At 43.4% G+C, this 18287-nt stretch carries 12 protein-coding genes and 1 riboswitch; of the genes, 9 read left to right on the forward strand and 3 right to left on the reverse strand.

Annotated elements, in window-relative coordinates:
* Window positions 1-5 precede the first annotated feature (5 nt).
* From BLS28_RS02680 to BLS28_RS02705, 6 genes are all read left to right on the forward strand, one after another.
* Entirely contained in the window at window positions 6-1205 is a 1200-nt protein-coding gene (locus BLS28_RS02680; protein ID WP_143020677.1) for a DUF5005 domain-containing protein, read from the forward strand.
* Between the two features lie 47 nt (window positions 1206-1252).
* Entirely contained in the window at window positions 1253-3529 is a 2277-nt protein-coding gene (locus tag BLS28_RS02685; RefSeq protein ID WP_091162748.1) for a GH92 family glycosyl hydrolase, read from the forward strand.
* Window positions 3530-3839: 310 nt separating this feature from the next.
* Entirely contained in the window at window positions 3840-6806 is a 2967-nt protein-coding gene (locus BLS28_RS02690) for a discoidin domain-containing protein (RefSeq protein WP_091162749.1), read from the forward strand.
* A gap of 68 nt (window positions 6807-6874) precedes the next feature.
* The gene (fucP, locus tag BLS28_RS02695) at window positions 6875-8119 is read left to right on the forward strand and encodes an L-fucose:H+ symporter permease (protein WP_091162750.1); all 1245 of its coding nucleotides are present in this window, start codon (window positions 6875-6877) and stop codon (window positions 8117-8119) included.
* 100 nt (window positions 8120-8219) lie between these two features.
* Window positions 8220-9245 carry a LacI family DNA-binding transcriptional regulator gene (locus BLS28_RS02700; protein ID WP_091162931.1) on the forward strand — a complete coding sequence of 342 codons (1026 nt, stop codon included), beginning with the start codon at window positions 8220-8222 and terminating at the stop codon, window positions 9243-9245.
* A gap of 104 nt (window positions 9246-9349) precedes the next feature.
* The gene (locus BLS28_RS02705) at window positions 9350-9958 is read left to right on the forward strand and encodes an MCP four helix bundle domain-containing protein (protein ID WP_091162751.1); all 609 of its coding nucleotides are present in this window, start codon (window positions 9350-9352) and stop codon (window positions 9956-9958) included.
* A 230-nt stretch (window positions 9959-10188) separates the two neighbouring features.
* Here the strand turns inward: BLS28_RS02705 and BLS28_RS02710 are convergent, their stop codons facing one another.
* Entirely contained in the window at window positions 10189-12555 is a 2367-nt protein-coding gene (locus BLS28_RS02710) for an alpha-L-rhamnosidase-related protein (RefSeq protein ID WP_091162752.1), read from the reverse strand.
* A 385-nt stretch (window positions 12556-12940) separates the two neighbouring features.
* Between BLS28_RS02710 and BLS28_RS02715 the strand changes: the two genes are divergently transcribed.
* The gene (locus BLS28_RS02715) at window positions 12941-13792 is read left to right on the forward strand and encodes a hypothetical protein (RefSeq protein WP_091162753.1); all 852 of its coding nucleotides are present in this window, start codon (window positions 12941-12943) and stop codon (window positions 13790-13792) included.
* A gap of 45 nt (window positions 13793-13837) precedes the next feature.
* Window positions 13838-14272, forward strand: a complete 435-nt coding sequence (locus BLS28_RS02720; protein WP_091162754.1) for a TlpA family protein disulfide reductase — start codon at window positions 13838-13840, stop codon at window positions 14270-14272.
* A 5-nt stretch (window positions 14273-14277) separates the two neighbouring features.
* On the opposite strand, the gene BLS28_RS02725 is transcribed toward BLS28_RS02720, so the two are convergent.
* Window positions 14278-14874 carry a TetR/AcrR family transcriptional regulator gene (locus tag BLS28_RS02725; protein ID WP_091162755.1) on the reverse strand — a complete coding sequence of 199 codons (597 nt, stop codon included), beginning with the start codon at window positions 14872-14874 and terminating at the stop codon, window positions 14278-14280.
* Between the two features lie 349 nt (window positions 14875-15223).
* Here BLS28_RS02725 and BLS28_RS02730 point away from each other — a divergent pair, with 349 nt between their 5' ends.
* Window positions 15224-16465, forward strand: a complete 1242-nt coding sequence (locus BLS28_RS02730; protein WP_091162756.1) for an MFS transporter — start codon at window positions 15224-15226, stop codon at window positions 16463-16465.
* Between the two features lie 97 nt (window positions 16466-16562).
* On the opposite strand, the gene BLS28_RS02735 is transcribed toward BLS28_RS02730, so the two are convergent.
* Window positions 16563-17975: an MFS transporter gene (locus BLS28_RS02735; protein ID WP_256337324.1), complete on the reverse strand. Its 1413-nt coding sequence runs from the start codon at window positions 17973-17975 to the stop codon at window positions 16563-16565.
* A 120-nt stretch (window positions 17976-18095) separates the two neighbouring features.
* Window positions 18096-18286, forward strand: a riboswitch (cobalamin riboswitch).
* The last annotated feature ends 1 nt before the right edge of the window (window position 18287 follow it).

Raw genomic sequence — 18287 nt, forward strand, 5'->3', positions numbered from 1 at the left:
ATTTAATGAAGAAAATTACCCTTGTTTGTTTAGCTTGTTTGGGCCTGGTTTTAACCAATAGGGCCTTTGCGCAAAAAGCTGATACCGTTAATCTTACCGATATTAAATTTAAGGTAGAGGCCGCGCCGGAATGGTCGGCCCTGTTAAAGCGTGATTCGGGCTGGTTTGGGGGCGATGGTATTTATACCATTCCTTTGAGTGGGAAGGAGACCGGCCAGGCAAAACATAGCGATAAAGTGCTTTTTGTTTTCAGCGACAGCATGATAGGCGCGGTGCGTGATAACACAACGGCGCCGGGAGCCATCATGATCCACAATGCGGTAGCTGAACTAAAAGGCAACGAGCCTTTGGATAAACAAATGAAATTTTATTGGGATAAAAATGCTAAAGGAAAACCGGAGTCTATTTTTATCCCCCATACACCTAAAACAGGAGCTACAGATTACTACTGGCTTGGCGATGGCTTTGTAAACCAGGCATTGAATAACAATATCTACATTTTTGGGTACAGGGTGCATAACGTAAGCAACGAAGCATTTGGTTTCAGGGAAGTTGGCAATACACTCATCAAAATCCCCGCAAACAGTAAGCCGCCGTATAAAGACCTGAAGCAAATGGATACGCCGTTTTACCTGGTAGATCAGAAAGGGGAAAGCGGCTCTTTTGGTGCCGGCATTTACGTAAATACCCAAGAAGCCGGTGCGCCAAAGCCCGATGGTTATATTTATGTTTATGGGGTACGTGGCATGGCCAAGCACCTGATGGTTGCCCGTGTACTGCCCGGGGATTTTGAAGATTATAGTAAGTGGACTTTCTATAATGGCAAAGCCTGGGTTGCCGATATGGAACAGGTTGCCAATGTAACAAGCAGCGTATCAAATGAGTTAAGTTTTAGTCCGCTGCCTGATGGGCGTTACGCGCTGATATTCCAGGTAGGGGGGATGACCACATCGGTGGGGATGCGCATAGGTGCGAGCCCGGTAGGTCCGTTTGGCCCGATCATTAAATTATGGGATTGCAAGCCTGACCTTATCGCCAAAACGTTTGTGGTTTATAATGCCAAGGCGCATCCAAGCTTATCAAAGCCCGGTGAACTGCTGATCAGCTACAATATTAACTCCGTTGATTTTTTAAACGATCTGAAAAAATACCCTAACCTGTACAGGCCAAGATTTATCAGGGTAAAATTTAATGAACACGAATAGGCTCGAATTGAAGGAGCACGAATGGAATTAGTGTTTAATATAACCCAATGAAAATACGTTCGCTTATTTGCGCAGTTGCGCTTATGTATGCCGGAAACCTGTTTGCGCAGAAGGCTAACCTTGTTAAGTATGTGAATACCCGGCAGGGCACCAATACCAAATACGAGTTCTCGTACGGTAACACCTATCCGGCTACTTCGCTGCCTTTCGGCATGAACACCTGGACGGCGCAAACCGGCAAAAACGGCGATGGATGGAAATATCAGTACTTTGAGCATACTATCCGCGGTTTTCAGCAATCGCACCAGTGCAGTTCGTGGGTTAACGATTATGCGGTGTTTTCGCTCATGCCGGTTGCCGGTAAACTGGTTGTTAATGAAGACGGACGGGCGGCATCATTTAGCCACGATAACGAGATCGCTCAACCCAGCTATTACAAGGTAAAACTTGATAATAATATTACAACCGAAATGTCGCCGACCGAACGGGGAGCACACCTGAGGTTTTCGTTCCCGAAAGGTAAAGCCTCTTATCTTGTTTTAGATGGCTACACTAAAATGAGCGGGGTAAAAATTATCCCGGCCGAGCGGAAGATAACAGGCTACGTAAACAATTGCCGCTGGGCCCCTAAAGATTTCCGGAACTACTTTGTCATTATTTTTGATAAGCCCTTTACCGATTACGGCACCTGGGAAAATAAAAAGAATACCCTTTCGGAAAAGAACGGATCGGCAGAGGGCGAAGGTATTGGGGCCTATATCAAATTTAAAGATGGAGAAACGGTACAAGCCAAAGTAGCTTCGTCCTATATCAGCCCGGAGCAGGCCGAACTTACTTTGACAACTGAACTGGGTAAATACAAATCATTTGATGATACCCGTAAAGCTGCTGATAAAGTATGGAACCAGTTGCTTGGCCGTATGGCCATTGAGGGGGCTACGGAAGATCAGAAGGCGACTTTCTACTCGTGCATGTATCACGCCAATCTATTCTCACACCAGTTTTTTGAATATAATAAAGATGGGAAGCCATACTATTATAGCCCTTACGATGGCAAGGTACATGACGGTTATATGTATACCGATAATGGTTTTTGGGACACTTTCCGTGCTCAATTCCCGCTGAATACGGTGTTGCACCCCAAAATGGAAGGCCGGCTTGTAAATGCGCTGCTTGATGCACAACAACAATGCGGCTGGTTGCCGGCCTGGTCGTTCCCGGGTGAAACAGGAGGGATGCTGGGGAACCATGCCATATCCCTGTTAACCGATGCCTGGGTAAAAGGGATCCGCACCTTCGACCCCAAAAAAGCCCTGGAGGCTTACTATCATGAAGCTACCAATAAAGGTCCGTGGGGGAGTGCCAATGGCCGCCCGGGCTGGAAGGAATATTATGCCAATGGTTATGTGCCTTTTACGCCGCAAACCCTTGGTTCAACCGCCTGGACGCTGGAGTTTGCATACGATGATTTTTGCGGATATCAACTGGCGAAACTCACCGGTAATAAATTTTATGAAGATGTTTTTGCCCGGCAGATGTACAATTATAAAAACCTGTTTGATACCAAAACCCGTTTCATGCGCGCGAAAGATGGGCAAGGTAATTGGGTTGAACCTTTTGACCCTATGGATTGGGGTGGCCCCTATACCGAAGGTAATGCCTGGCACTGGACCTGGTCTGTTTTTCAGGATACGCAGGGTTTGATCAACCTGATGGGCGGAGAGAAGAACTTTACTGCTAAGATTGATTCGGTATTTACTGAGCCTGGAACCATCAAGGTAGGAGGGTACGGCCAGGTGATCCACGAAATGACGGAAATGGCTGCCTTTAAAATGGGGCAGTATGCGCAGGGCAACGAGCCTATTCATCACTTGCTTTACATGTACAACTATGCCGGCCAGCCATGGAAGGCGCAGCAGCATTTGCGCAGTGTGATGGATAAGATGTATAACGCCGGCGAAAATGGTTACCCTGGTGATGAGGATGAAGGACAGATGTCATCTTGGTTTGTGTTGAGCGCCGCTGGCTTTTACAGTGTTTGCCCCGGTACCGATCAGTATGTGATTGGTAGTCCGCTATTTAAAAAGATGACCATCGCTTTGGAAAATGGGAAAAAGTTCGTGATAGAAGCTAACAATAACAACAAGGAGAACGTGTATATCCAGTCGGCGACGCTTAATGGCAAGCCTTATACCCATAACTGGATCACCCAGGCCGATATTATGAACGGCGGTGTACTGCATTTTGAAATGGGCGACAAACCGGCTATAAACCGGGGTGTCGCTTCTGAAGATAGGCCGTTTTCGCTATCAAAAGCTCAATAACAAAATTAAGAAGAATATGGAAAACGTCATTGCGAGTGTTTAAATCCGGAGGCCTCTGAAGGTGAAATGACATTTACACTACCCGTCATCCCGAATTTATTTCGGGATCCCACGCGCTGAGCGGCTATGCAAGCGGCCTTGCATGTGGGGTGCTGAAACAAGTTCAGCATGACTGTATTTTTTATTATGTCATGGTAGGAACGAAGCAATCCCCGATTAGCAGGTCCGCTTTGTACAGTTTGGGATTGCTTCGTTCCTCACAATGACGGTTTACTATAAGAATTATAAGAATATCCGCTAAAACGATTTTATGATCAATATTTACAAAATAAAAAAGTCAATTCTATTACTTACTTCGGTGATGCTGCTGCTCAACCCGGCATCAGCACAGGAAATCTTTTACCTCAACAACGCCAATAAACAAATCACATGGAAAGTAAAAGCCCAGGCCGACCTGGGAGCCGATAGTCTTGACATCTACAAAAGCGGTTACGCCGCTACTGATTGGGTAAAGGCTATCGTACCCGGTACTGTATTTTCATCATACGTAGCAGCCGGTTTGGAAAAGGATCCCAATTTTGGCGATAATATTTATAAGGTTGATAAAAAGAAGTACGACCGCAATTTCTGGTACCGTACTGAGTTTAATACTCCCGCCAATTTCACCAAACAAAAAATCTGGCTTAATTTCAAAGGTATTAACCGCAAAGCCGAGATCTACCTGAATGGGAAGAAGATAGGTAGCTTAGATGGTTTTATGCAGCGGGGCATGTATGACGTAACCAAACTCGTAAATAAAACAGGGGCAAATACGCTGGCTGTTTTGGTTTACTGTCCGCTGAACCCATTGGTAAATTATGCCAGCCCAACATATATACCCAGCGCCAGTTGGGATTGGATGCCTTATGTACCGGGCCTCAATAGCGGCATTACTGATGATGTTTACCTGAGCAACACAGGTAGCCTTACCATTAATGATCCCTGGATTCGTACAGATGTGCCTACTACCGCCCGGGCTGAAGTATCGGTTTCGGTTGAGGTGAAAAACAGCACGGATACTTTTCAAACAGGGACCTTGACCGGTGTTATTAATCCTGGAAATATCCGGTTTACCCAAAAAATATTTGTGGGTGCTAACAGCAATGCCGAGGTAAAAATCGACCCAAAACATTTTTCGCAGCTGGTGATCAACGGCCCAAAACTGTGGTGGCCCAATGGCTATGGCGATGCCAACCTGTACACCTGTAACTTAAGCCTGAAATTGGGCGATGAAGTATCTGACAGCAAACAGATCCGGTTCGGCATCAAAAAATACAGCTATGATACCGTAGGCCATGTATTGCATTTATATGTAAATGGCACCAAAGTATTTTTAAAGGGCGGCAATTGGGGGATGACCGAGTATATGCTGCGTTGCCGGGGAGACGAGTATGATACCAAAGTGCGTCTGCATAAGGAAATGAATTTTAACATCATCCGCAACTGGATAGGCTCAACCACGGATGAAGAATTTTATGATGCCTGCGATAAATACGGCATCATGATCTGGGATGATTTCTGGCTTAACTCTATCCCCAACCTGCCTAATGATGTAAATACTTTCAATGCCAATGCCATCGAAAAAATAAAACGGTTCAGGAACCATCCATCCATTGCCATTTGGTGCGGTGATAATGAGGGCGAGCCTTTACCTCCGCTAAATAACTGGCTTCGTGAGGACATTAGCGCTTACGATGGTAACGACAGGTATTATCAATCTAACTCGCATGCAGGGAATTTAACAGGCAGCGGTCCGTGGACTAACTTTGATCCGCGCTGGTATTTCAGCCGTTTTCCTAATGGCTTTGGCGGTAACCAGGGTTGGGGTCTTCGCAGCGAGATAGGTACGGCGGTGTTTACTAATTTCGACAGCTTTAAGAAATTTATGCCGAAGGATAAATGGTGGCCCCGCAATGAGATGTGGAACCTGCATTTCTTTGGTCCGTCCGCAGGTAATGCAGGCCCCGACAGGTACGACGATGGAATTAAAAACCGTTACGGAGCCGCTTCGGGTATCGAAGATTATTGCCGTAAAGCACAGCTGCTGAACATCGAAACCAATAAAGCCATGTACGAAGGCTGGGAAGATAATATATGGGAAGATGCTTCGGGCATTATGACCTGGATGAGCCAGTCGGCCTATCCTTCATTGGTGTGGCAAACCTATGATTACTACTATGACCTCACCGGTGCCTACTGGGGGGCTAAAAAAGCCTGCGAACCGGTGCATATTCAATGGAACCCGGTAAATAATGCTATTAAAGTGATCAACACTACTCGCACTGCCGAAAACAGCCTCATTGCTTATGCCGATGTTTATAACAGCGATGGACAGATCGTAAAAGAATACAGCCAGTCAAAAACTATCGATGCGCCATCGAATACAGCGCTGAATTGCTTTACCATGGCTTTTGCTGATAACCGCGAAAATTTGGCACTAAACAAACCTGCTTTTGCATCATCAACCACCATGGGTAAGGCCGGTTCTGTAACGGATGGTAATCCAGGAAGCAGGTGGGCCAGTAATTCAAATGATGTCGAATGGATCTATGTCGATTTGGGTAAAGAGCAAGAAGTAAACGGCGTGAAATTAAACTGGGAGGAGGCATATGGTAAAGCTTTCAAGATCCAGGTATCTGACGATGCCAAAAGCTGGAAAGATGTTTATGAAAGCGGCGATGGGCATGTCGGTGTTCAACAGGTTACCTTTGATGAAGTGAAAGGCCGATACGTGCGTATGTATGGATTACAACGCGGATCGGGTTGGGGCTACTCTCTTTGGGATTTTGAGGTGTACGGCGGCGTGCCGAAAAGCAGCAGTCTTACGGATGTTCATTTCATCAAACTAAGATTGATTGATAAAAACGGAAAACTGGTATCAGATAATTTTTACTGGCGGGGTAATAAACGTACAGATTTTACCGCCATTAACCAACTGCCAAAGGTTAACCTGAAAGTATCATCAACCATAAAGCAAATTAACGGCAAGTATTATGTGGATGCAAAGATCAGCAACCCATCCTCATCAAAGGCGGCTGCATTTGCTATTCGCGTACAGGCAACAAAAGCCGGCACGGGCGAACAGATACTGCCCGCAATAATGAATGATAACTATTTTTCGCTGATGAAGGGCGAATCAAAAGATATTTGGATTGAATTTGATGCAGCGTTGCTGGGCAAGGACAAGCTGAAGCTATTGGTACAGCCTTATAACGATCCGGTAATAACGGAAAAGTAATAATAAGCCTTTGGTACCTTGAAGTTTTAAACTAATTTACCGGTCCAATTAACAAACAAACCTGCATAATGGATACCAAACCCAAATTCACCGAACGCAAGTTCCTTGTCGTACTCATTTTTGTAACCTCATTATTTATGCTCTGGGGCATAGCCATGACCCTCGGCGATACATTAAACAAGCATTTTCAAAATGTTTTGCATGTTTCAAAGTCGCGTTCGGCTTATGTACAGTTATCATTATTTGGCGCTTACGCGGTGATGGGCATCCCGGCAGGTATGTTCATGAAAAAATTTGGTTATAAAAACGGTGTGCTTTTAGGCCTCGGGCTTTATGCTGCAGGTGCATTCCTGTTTGTTCCGGCGGCTGATGCTAAATCGTTTGACTTCTTCCGGATAGCCTTGTTTATCCTGGCTTGCGGCCTGGCTACGCTCGAAACTGTTGCTCATCCATTTGTTGCCTCTCTCGGCGATCAGCGTACCAGCGACCAGCGCATTAACTTTTCGCAGGCCTTTAACGGTGTCGGCGGCGTTATTGGTCCGCTGTTGGGCGGCTATTTCGTTTTAAAAGGAGGGCAGGAGCATTCTAACGACCTGATATCTGTCAAACACCTATATATTGTGATAGGAACGGTGATAGCATTGGTTGGTGTAGCATTTTCATTTTTAAAAGTGCCCCCTTTACAAGATCCACATGTGGTAGCTACGGATTCATACGCTGTTGCTGCCGAAGGACATATTGAGGAAAGTCTATTCAAGAAAAAGCATTTTGTATTTGCTGCCATAGCTCAGTTGTTTAACGTGGCTGCCCAGGGAGGTACATGGGCGTTTTTCATTAACTACGGACACGAAATTATGCACTTGACTGATGAACACGCAGGCTATTATTTTTCATTAAGTATGGTGATGATGATGGCCGGCCGTTTTATTGGCACCTTCCTGATGCGTTACATAGCGCCAAACAAACTGCTGGCGGTATTTGCCCTGGGCAATATCCTGATGTGTGTTATTGTAGCACAGGGATTTGGCGTGGTGTCATTTGTTGCATTGCTGTTCATCAACTTTTTCTTCAGTATTATGTTCCCAACTATATTTAGCCTGGGGTTGAAAAATTTAGGTTCACAAACGCAAAACGCGTCCTCATTTATAGTAATGGGAGTTGTAGGCGGGGGATTGTTTCCGCCGGTTATGGGCCTGATTGCTAATCACAATGTTGCGACAGCTTATTACCTGCCTATCATTTGTTATATGGTGATATTTTTATTCGGGATCAGTTATCCTAAACTGAATAAAAAAGGAATATCAGCAAATTAGCTTAATCGATTTATTTTTATATTTTGGCCAATAATCGCTTAATAAATCATGGTTATTAAGCGATTATATTTTATATTTGATTTTAGCCAATTATAAGCCATTGAAAAAACTATCGATTGTTGATATCGCCAATGAATTAAAGGTTTCTAAAACCACCGTATCGTTTATACTGAACGGGCGTGCAAAGGAAAAACGGATAGGTGAAGACCTGGTAGAGCGTGTTACCAAATATGTAGAAGAAGTGGGTTATAAACCTAATTCCCTGGCTAAAAGCCTGCGTACCGGTAAATCAAATACCATTGGTTTAATGGTTGAAGATATTTCAAACCCTTTTTTTGCAAGCATAGCCCGGCTTATTGAGGATAGGGCTTATAAAAACGGCTACAAAATAATTTATTGCAGTACCGATAATGATACCCAAAAAACCAGGGAACTGATTAGTATGTTTCGTGACAGGCATGTGGATGGCTATATTATTGCTCCACCCGAAGGTATTGAAGACGATGTAGAACAACTGCTTAAGGATGGCCTGCCGGTGGTAATGTTCGACAGGCATTTACCCAAAGTAAATACCGATTATGTAGAGATTGATAACCTTTTCAGCACCTATAATGCCACCAGGCACTTAATACAACAGGGTTACAAAAATATAGGCTTCGTTACTTTCGCTTCGTCACAAACACAAATGCTGGCCCGGATGCAGGGCTATAAGGATGCGCTGAAGGAAAGCCGTTTTGCTCCGGTGGTTAAAGAGATTGTTTTTAACCAGGACGAAGAAATGATCATTAAACCGATGATGGCCTTTTTTAAAAAGCATCAGGATCTCGACGCGGTAGTTTTTGGCACCAACCACGTAGGTACCTGCGGGTTAAAAGTATTTAACACACTGGGTATTAAAGTGCCCGGGGATATGGCCGTTATATCGTTTGATGATTATGACGTTTTTAAGCTGTACTCGCCCCCGGTAACCGCCATAGCTCAGCCGGTTGAAGAAATTGCCGATAATGTGATCACCGTGTTACTCAAAAAGCTTAATACCAAGGGGGGTAGTACCGCTTCTCATTCCATAATTCTTAAAACTAATCTGCAGATCAGGGGATCATCATCCGGTTTAAAGATTGATTAATTTTAAAAGAACCATATATTAGCAGATGTAAATAATACACTTGCAGGGGATAGGTTTTCTGTAACCGGGCATCCTTTTATTATCTTTAATAAAAATTTACTGTTATGACACGGGCTTTTATCATAAAAAATAAAGCGAGAATGGTTTTGGCTTTAGCTGTGCTTACCGCTATGCTTTTATTAGCCAACTGGAATGGTCGGGACAATGTTAAAGAATTGGATAAAACGCTGACATCCATTATGAAGGACCGCTTATTGCCAGCTACTTTTGTGCATGAAATAAGCAGTCGGCTTTATGAAAATAAACTGGCAGCTGTTTCTGGTGCAGATGTCCAGGTAAAAATTAATGGTAATTATGCAGCTATAGAAGCGTTAGCAAAGAAATATGAGGCCACTCAATTAACACGCGAAGAATCAGCAAAATGGAAGACCTTTCGTGTGCAATTGCGTGATCTGCAGCAGCAGGAAGCTGGCCTGAATAATGCAGAGTATGTTTTTAATCAGGCCCTTAAATCGCTTGATCAACTGATAGCGATACAGGTTGGCGAGAGCAACCGCCTGCTGCAAAGCGGACAAAGAAATGTAAGTTCAAGTATACTTACAGCCAATTTTGGTGTGGTTGTTTGTATTTTACTTGGATTATTTATTATGGTGCTGCTAAGCGCCAGGGAACAAATGATTTTAAGGCAGGACGAAAGGCATTTGCTCAATTAAAGATCTTAAATAATAAAAACCAGACTTACGAAGTTTCTAAAACTTCGTAAGTCTTCGAGGCTGTTTAAAAACGATGATTTCCAAATGTAGAGACGCATCACATGCGTCTCCCGCATCCATTTTACGCTTGCTCGCTTATTAAGCACGGCTTGTCCTACGGGAGACGCATGTGATGCGTCTCTGCAAAAAACATTCATTTCATTCGTTTTTAAACAGCTTCTTCGAGTTTCTTAAATAACCATCACATTTTCACCGCCTTTAAGCGGGTAGGATTTTGCTTTCCAAACCAATACGCCGGATGTATGCTGCGGTAAACTGACCTTTATTTTCCACTTTTTATTTTCTAAAACATAAGCTACTGCAACCTTACCGTTAGGGTGTGGGATCTCGCCGCTCACATTGGTCATTGTTCCCAAATGAGGGTCGATCTTGATCTTGCTGAATCCGGGCGAATAGCTGTCAATACCCAAAACAGTCCTGAAGAACTCAATGTTAGGGCTGCTTCCCCAGGCATGGCAGTCCGAACGGCTGTATTTAAGGTCGGAATATTCGGCCCAGGTGGTTAAGCCCATTTTAATATTCTCGCGCCAGATACCCAGCCAGTTCATATAATCGTTACCTAAACCACCTTTTACTAAGGCCTGGTGCAGGTAATATTTAAAATAAATGGTGCATTGGGTCAATGAGGTATCGGTTAATAATCGTTTGGATAACACAGGCAGATCTGCGTTTTTCACCATGCCTGTAAGTATGGCTAATGAATTGGCATGCTGCGAAAATTGTTTCTTGTCCCATGTATCGGCATACAGCATTTTTGTCGGGTCCCAATATTTGCGTTGAATGGTTTGCTTAAGTTTCGCAGCTTCTTTGTTGTATAAAGTGGCGTAACCGGGCATGCCCATTTTTGTTTCCATAGCGGCAGCCCACTCATAAGCCCAAAGTAATTGCAAATCAATAATGGACGAACTGCCGTCGGTGCCTTTTGGCGGCGAGCCTACATCCCAGTTTTTGCCGCTGGCCCAATCCACAAAAGTCCAGTAAGGGGTGTTTTTTAATGAGCCATCAGCTTGTTGGTATTGGCTGAAAAACTTTAATACTGCCCGTTCGCCATCCAGCTTATCCTTAATAAATTTACTGTCATTGCGGTACATCCAGTAATCATACAGCATACCTATGTACCATAACGAAAAAGTTGAAATAATTTGGGTATCATGCGTAGGGTAACGGCTTTGGGTAACGCCCTCTGTTAAACGGGAGTGGTCCATCAGGTTAATGGCATTGCGGGCCAGCCGGTCGTCGCCGCTATAATAATAGGATATCATTGCCTGGATGCGGGTATCGCCGATGTATTGCAGTTGCTCGTAATAAGGGCAATCTGTATAGGTTTCAAATGCATTAAGGCGGGCCGTACGCCAGCCAATATCGAGCATCTGTTTTATTTCCTTATTATCGGTATTGAAAACGGCACGCTGCTTAAATGGATACCCGGTAAAGGTGCCATACAGGTCATCAATAACCAAAGGCTCGTTTTGTGTATGCACAATTAAGCGGATGTACCTAAAAGTGCGGAAGTTGAGCGTAGTATATGATTGTCCTTTGCTGCCATTGGAGATCAAACTATCATTTCTGCCCGAAAAATCCTTGCCCTCCACATCGTTACGGTTACCTTTACGCATGCCATATTTGCTTAAATTATCAAAAAGCGATTCGGCATAGCTTAAAGAGATCCCCGCATCTTTCCCACCGCTAAAATTAATAGTAGGATAGGCGTTGGTAAGATGCGTTTGATCAAGCAGTATGGTAACTGTAGTATTTGCAGGAATAGTAAGCGGTGCCTTAGTGCCCGGAAAAGCCGGGGGAACATCCATCCCGGAGGCTTTACGTACAACAGGGATCCGCTCGCAAATTAATTCCTGGTGCGGAATGGAGGACGGTACCAATTGCCATCCGAAACCGTCCCACCGGCCCTTTAATTGCCCACCGAAGAGGTTTGCCGCCTTCGGCCAGCTGCTATCATCAAAGTTAGGCAAATACCAGTTCATAATGCTTTTATTCAGATCCACCATTTCGCCGGTGCTGGCTGCAAAATAGCCCCAGATGGGCTGATAACCTTTGTCCTGAATGCTTTTCCAGGTGTTATTGGTATTAAGGATCTCTTCGGCTGCTGAATTACCTTGTATAATAAAGGCTGTGCGGACACTGATCTGCGCTTCAGGGCGGTATTGAGCTTCGTTCCACACTAAAGCAGCTACGGTATTTTTACCGGCTACGAGATAAGGCGCAAGGTCGACGGTTTCATAGTTCCAGTAAAAAGTATCGCCCCTTGCCGGGCCTAATGATACCAATGTGCCGTTTACATACAATTTGTAACGGTTATCTGCCGATACATGAATGACAAAGCCGGCCGGTTTGTTGGTCAGCTCAATGTTTTTACGGAAATAATAAATGCCGTATTCATTTCCGGTGATGCCGGGCATGGAGATCCATTGCGCATTCCATGTCTTTTCCTCTGCAGTTTTATGAACAGGCCTGGCATTAGTGTTTTGTGATGAGAGAAGGATAGTTACAGATAAAATTAAAATCAGAAGGTGTTTCATGCAGATTTCATTGATTAATTGGTGATGGTCAGGTTGTTTTTCCTGCTTGCATTAAGTAGATAAATTGGTTTGACTAATATAATTAAATCGATTTAGCATTTTATTATAATTTTTAATTTTTTATGATTTGGCAAAGCTGACGGGATTATGTTTCTTTTTGAACCATCGTTGGTTCGGCTTGCGTCAGGATTGGGATAACATGCAAACTAAATCCCGAAGTTGTATTAAATAAGCTGCTGAACTTTATATTTGTTTAAACCTATACATCTATGAAAAAAATGATCCTGTTCCTGCTTTCATTTTATTTTATCAGCGGGGGGGGGTAGCTCAAAACCCGGTTCAACCACTTGTTATCCAGGGAAAGCTCAGCAATTCGGCCGAAAAGATGTTGAAGATCTTTTTTGAAGATGCCAACGGTAAACTTCTTATGGATACGATCAGGCTTAATGATTCGGGTGAGTTTTATTTAAAAACGTACAAAATAGTAAAGCCTCAACGCACCAGCATCCAGCAAAACAATACCCAAATCAACCGGATCTATGTAGCACCGGGCTATGATCTCCATATAACCGGTGATGCCATTAATTACGTCAACCTGTCGAAAACTAAAAAGATAACCGGTATAGGTGCCGAAACCAATCAATACCGTGTAAAATTAGATTCAATCCTGGTAGCCCGGAACGACAAAACAGCGTGGTATGAACTAAAGACCGATGAGTTAATCCCGTTCCTTAAAAAAAGCAAGACGTTAGAAGACTCGTTACTAAATGTTGTGTTTAACAAGCCGGCAAAGCAGGATCAATATTTCAATACGTTTAAGAAAATGATTGATTTAGATAATCAAAGCTTAAATTTTTACATGCTGCTTCAGCACCTTGATTTGAGTAAATACAATGCAGCGCAGATGCGGGAGCTGGTATCAAAAAATACCCCTTCAGCATTTTCAAAAGGTATATCGCATGACGAATATTTAGTATCAGAAGACTATAAATCATGGGTTTTACCCCTTTATTATGCTTATGAACAGCGGCTGGATCTGCTGCGCGATTCTGCTTCGGTGAAGCAGCCCGGGTACACACTTGGCAAAATCAAACAGCTTTTTACCGGCAAGGTGAGGGACTATTATCTAAACCGGTACGTTGAAAAGAGAATTGGTAGTGCTAACTCTCTTGAAAAATTGAATATAGCCCAAAAGGAGATGCGTGTATTCATTGACGCAATAAGTAACCCGGCTTAAAAAAATAACATCACCGGTAATTTTACCGAAAAAAAGTTACAGCTGATGCACGTGCAAATTGGGAAACCGGCCCCGGCTTTTACTTTGCCCAGCGACCGTGGCAAGGTTTTTAACGTGGCCGATTTTAAAGGAAAAGTTATTTATATTGATCTTTGGGCCAGCTGGTGCGGGCCATGTCGCCAGGAGATGCCTGCATATAAAAAGCTAAGCGACAAGTTCAAAGCTAATCCGCAGGTTGCTTTTGTCAGTATTGCCGTACATGACGGAGAAAAGGAATGGCGAAATGCACTCAAAGAAGAAAAGCCGGACTGGCTGCAGCTTTATGACAAAGACGGTACAGTTGCACAATCATACATAGCCTATGCAATTCCAAAATATATACTGATTGATAAAGAAGGCAAAATGCTCAGTTTTGACGCTCCCGGCCCGGGGAGTGCGCAGGCCGAACAATTAATCAGTGAGGCTATTGCAAAGCCATAGTGTGTTTATGCTTTTTCCAGGGCATATGATGCCAGTTCAGTTTTCAGGCTTTTGATCATGATCTGCATTGGTTTTGTGCTGTTTAATACCCTGCAGATCGCGTTGCCTCCTTCTATCGAAAGCATCATCCGGGTTGCAAATTCAACGGGATTTATGGCGTTTGAGAGTTCCCCGTTTTCAATTCCGTCCTGAATAATATTGGCATAGGTTGTTATTGCGGTATCAACCATGTCTTTTAACTTTTTTTTGATGGCCGGGTTAGTATCATCCGTCTCTGTCGAAAAATTAACTATCGGGCAGCCGCCTTCAATATAGCTTTTCAATGGATTTTTGCTGTTGTCTAAAGCGGCATTGATCTTGGCAATGGCAGTTTTATGTTTGCTTACTGTGTTGTTCCTTCTGTCGTTTAGTTTTCCTAAAAGGTAATCAACAGCGGCTTGTGCCAGCTCGTCTTTGCTTTCAAAATGGCCATAAAAACATCCCTTACTGGTATTGGCAACTTCAAGTACCTCATCAACAGAAGTGCCGGCAATTCCCCTCTCATTAAATAAAATCGCTGCTTGCTCAATAATGAATTGCCTTTTTTGCTCGCCTTTGCTCATCTTCAGTTATTTACTATGCAAATATAGACTAAATGGTTTAAAAAAAAATAAAGGCCGTTGATTGCCTATTGAAATTAACTGAATGTTTTATTATTTGTAAATATCTGTCAGCTAGTGTTTTATTTTCGGGTTTGGTTTGTAAATGTATAACTTTAGGTTGATTTTTTTACACTCATCTTATGAATGCGTGTATTTATAAGCCGATTAAACAGCGATTGACACAGTAATGTAAATATGGTTAAAAGTAGACCAAACGGTTTTATTTAATAAACCAATTAGTCTACTTTTGTTTTAAATAAAAACGCACAGCATACTGTTTTTACGATCTGTTAAATTTCAACATTAAGCTATGAAACTTATAAAAGAACACCACAGGGGCATCAGCACAATTTTAGCGTTCGCGCTGATCCCGCTTTCGGGTTTTGCAACTGATATTTATATACCTTCCCTACCTTCTATGGCCAGGGAATTAGCTGTCAATAATTCGGCCGTTCAGCTTTCGCTCATCGCGTTTATGATCAGTTCGGGCGTTAGTCAGTTGTTTGTTGGCAGCTTGCTCGATAGCTTTGGCCGGTACCGTATCGGTACTGTCTCTTTACTGGTGTTTGCATTTGCAAGTTTTGTCATAGCTATCTGCCATAATATTGAGCTTATTTATGCCATGCGTATTTTGCAGGGCATCACGGTAGCGCTTATTGTGGTAGGGAAGAGGGCATACTTTGTAGATATGTACTCGGGCGAGCAGCTTAAACATTATACAAGTCTTTTTTCTATCATCTGGGCAACCGCGCCTATTGTAGCGCCTTTTATCGGAGGTTACCTTGAAGCTGCCTTTGGCTGGGAATCCAACTTCCTTTTCCTGGGGATAGCCACTCTTTCACTACTTGTTTTAGAGCTGGTATACGGTGGCGAATCATTAAAAAATTATCACCCGTTCAAAGCCAAAAGTATTCTGCAGGTTTACCTGGCTACCATTAAAACCCGTGATTTTTCCCTGGGCCTCATCCTGATCTCCCTGAGCTATGCCATGCTGGTGGTGTATGGTATGAGCAGCCCTTTTATAATTGAGCATGTATTTCATTTGTCGCCTGTGGTAACCGGTTATTGTTCGCTGCTTTCGGGGGTATCATTGATGGCGGGCGGTATTATTTCAAAAACCCTCATCAGGAAGCCGCTTATCAAAAAAGTATCTATAGCGCTTGCACTGCAATTAGGCTTTGCCGCTTTAATGGTGTTCACAGCAGGGATTAAAACAAATTTATTTACGCTGATGGCATTTACAGCATTGGTTCACCTGTTATCTGGCTTTATATTCAATAATATATTTGCTTACTGTTTAGGCCGGTTTTCAAAAAATGCGGGTATTGCAAGCGGCGTGACCGGCGGCTCACTTTATATTATCACTTCATTTTTTAGCTATGGAATTGTAAATATTATGGCTATCAAAAATCAGCAGTTATTAGGAACCGCTTATTTATCGTTCGCGATACTGGCTGTTGTTACACTGATGCTTTTCATCAAAGCGAGGGCTTCGCAGCAAAAACAAGAAGAAGCGGCTGTTATTTTAGCTGCTGAGGTAGCTGTTGTATAAGGAATAAGATTCCCTGGTTTCATATAACTTTATGATGGAATAATGGAAGCCGGTAAGGAATTATCGGCTTCCATTTTGGTGTGTGATATCAGCAGTTTTATCTTTTTAGTCCTTTTACAATTAATAACATGGCGAAAGCGGTTAAGCCGATGGATATGGCTGCGCTTTTGGATACGGCGCCTAAAATGGCCAGTGTGCCTCCTGCAGCCATTGCACCAAAAACGGCTACACCTATGGCACCCGCTGTTTGCCTTGCCGTGTTTAATATAGCCGAGGCAGTTCCTGATAATGTTTTATCTACACTTGATAAAATACCATTGGTCATGGCTGGTACAGCAAGGCCCATACCCATCGGGATAACCAGGAAAGGCAGGAATAGTTCAAGATATGGGGTATGCTCGTGAGCTATGAATAAACCCGCAAAGCCGGCGGCAAACATGATGAGGCCAACAATGATAGGTTTACGGATGCCGTAGCGGTTAACGATGCGGCCGCTAATCACATTGGAGATCACAAAGCCTACAGTAAGCGGAAGAAATGCCAGCCCGGCCATAATGGATGGATAGTTTAGTACTTTTTGCAGATAAAGGCTTAAAATAAAAACGCTGCCATAGTAAGATCCGTTTAAAACCGCACCGAGTATTAAAAGTGCATTAAACCTCGCTGACTTGAACAGATGGAATGGCAGCATTGGATGTGCTGTTTTGCCTTCAATCCATAAAAAAAGACCGAAAATCAATAAACTCAAAATAAGCCCTCCCCAGATTAGTACATGGCTTAATCCAAGCCGGGGTATTTCAATAATTACACTAATGAGCGTGGTGACTGATAGCATCCAGGTGAGTTGTCCGGGCAAATCAAAACTCCTCTTGCTTGTTTTTGTCATTTGCGCCATTTTAAAACTCAGGATATAACCAATTATGCAGATTGGGATGTTAACAATAAAAATGAAACGCCAACTGCTGAATGCTATCAGGAAGCCACCAATAGTGGGGCCTGCCGCCATGGCAGCGCTTCCGGCAGCTGTCCACAAGCCTACGGCCCGCGTGCGTGTTTGTGGTGTATGTGCAAACTGGTGATTGAGCAATGCAAGCGAGCTTGGGATCATCATAGCAGCCCCAATTCCCTGGGCCACACGGCAAATGATAAGCGTAATTGCATCAGGGGCCAAACCGCATCCTGCTGATGCAATACCGAAAATGATCATGCCAATCTGGAAGATCTTTTTTGATCCTAATAGGTCGCCGAGGCTACCTGCCGACAGCATGAGTACTGCAAATGCAAGCGTGTATGCGTCAATTACCCATTGCAGGGTGCTGATACCCGCATGATATGCTTTTGCAATTTCAGGTAGTGCAATATTAACGATAGAAACATCAAGTTGTGCTACTACAAAGGCCAAACTGGTAGTTAATACCGCCCAGCCAAAGCCCGGAAGGTTTGAATGTGTTTTCTGATCCATATAGAAGCTGCCAAAGGTAAGGATCAGTTTGCATCTGGTATGGTACAATTCAACGTTTTATAGGTTTACGCGTTTATTGACCATGATATAGCCTACAATTTCACCAATAAAATAACCTGAATATTCAGCCGGCATATCATTATATTTGCCCCGATAGTTCTTTACTTTACTTCATCAACCGGTATAGGTTTTACTTAATTGTAGATTAATAGGGAATCGTGTGTAAATCACGAACTGTCGCGCAACTGTAAGTAACACAAAGGTTTTTGCCAGTAATGTCCACTGTCCTGATGAAAGGGATGGGAAGGGCGGCAAAAATGTTACAAGTCAGGAGACCTGCCTAATACTGAATTGACAATG

The sequence above is a fragment of the Mucilaginibacter gossypii genome (genome assembly GCF_900100945.1).
Lineage (GTDB): Bacteria > Bacteroidota > Bacteroidia > Sphingobacteriales > Sphingobacteriaceae > Mucilaginibacter > Mucilaginibacter gossypii.

Coding starts and splice junctions, on each gene's coding strand:
- BLS28_RS02680 (WP_143020677.1), top strand. CDS start 6: ATGAAGAAAATTACCCTTGTTTGTTTAGCTTGTTTGGGCCTGGTTTTA.
- BLS28_RS02685 (WP_091162748.1), top strand. CDS start 1,253: ATGAAAATACGTTCGCTTATTTGCGCAGTTGCGCTTATGTATGCCGGA.
- BLS28_RS02690 (WP_091162749.1), top strand. CDS start 3,840: ATGATCAATATTTACAAAATAAAAAAGTCAATTCTATTACTTACTTCG.
- fucP (WP_091162750.1), top strand. CDS start 6,875: ATGGATACCAAACCCAAATTCACCGAACGCAAGTTCCTTGTCGTACTC.
- BLS28_RS02705 (WP_091162751.1), top strand. CDS start 9,350: ATGACACGGGCTTTTATCATAAAAAATAAAGCGAGAATGGTTTTGGCT.
- BLS28_RS02710 (WP_091162752.1), bottom strand. CDS start 12,555: ATGAAACACCTTCTGATTTTAATTTTATCTGTAACTATCCTTCTCTCA.
- BLS28_RS02715 (WP_091162753.1), top strand. CDS start 12,941: ATGTTGAAGATCTTTTTTGAAGATGCCAACGGTAAACTTCTTATGGAT.
- BLS28_RS02720 (WP_091162754.1), top strand. CDS start 13,838: ATGCACGTGCAAATTGGGAAACCGGCCCCGGCTTTTACTTTGCCCAGC.
- BLS28_RS02725 (WP_091162755.1), bottom strand. CDS start 14,874: ATGAGCAAAGGCGAGCAAAAAAGGCAATTCATTATTGAGCAAGCAGCG.
- BLS28_RS02730 (WP_091162756.1), top strand. CDS start 15,224: ATGAAACTTATAAAAGAACACCACAGGGGCATCAGCACAATTTTAGCG.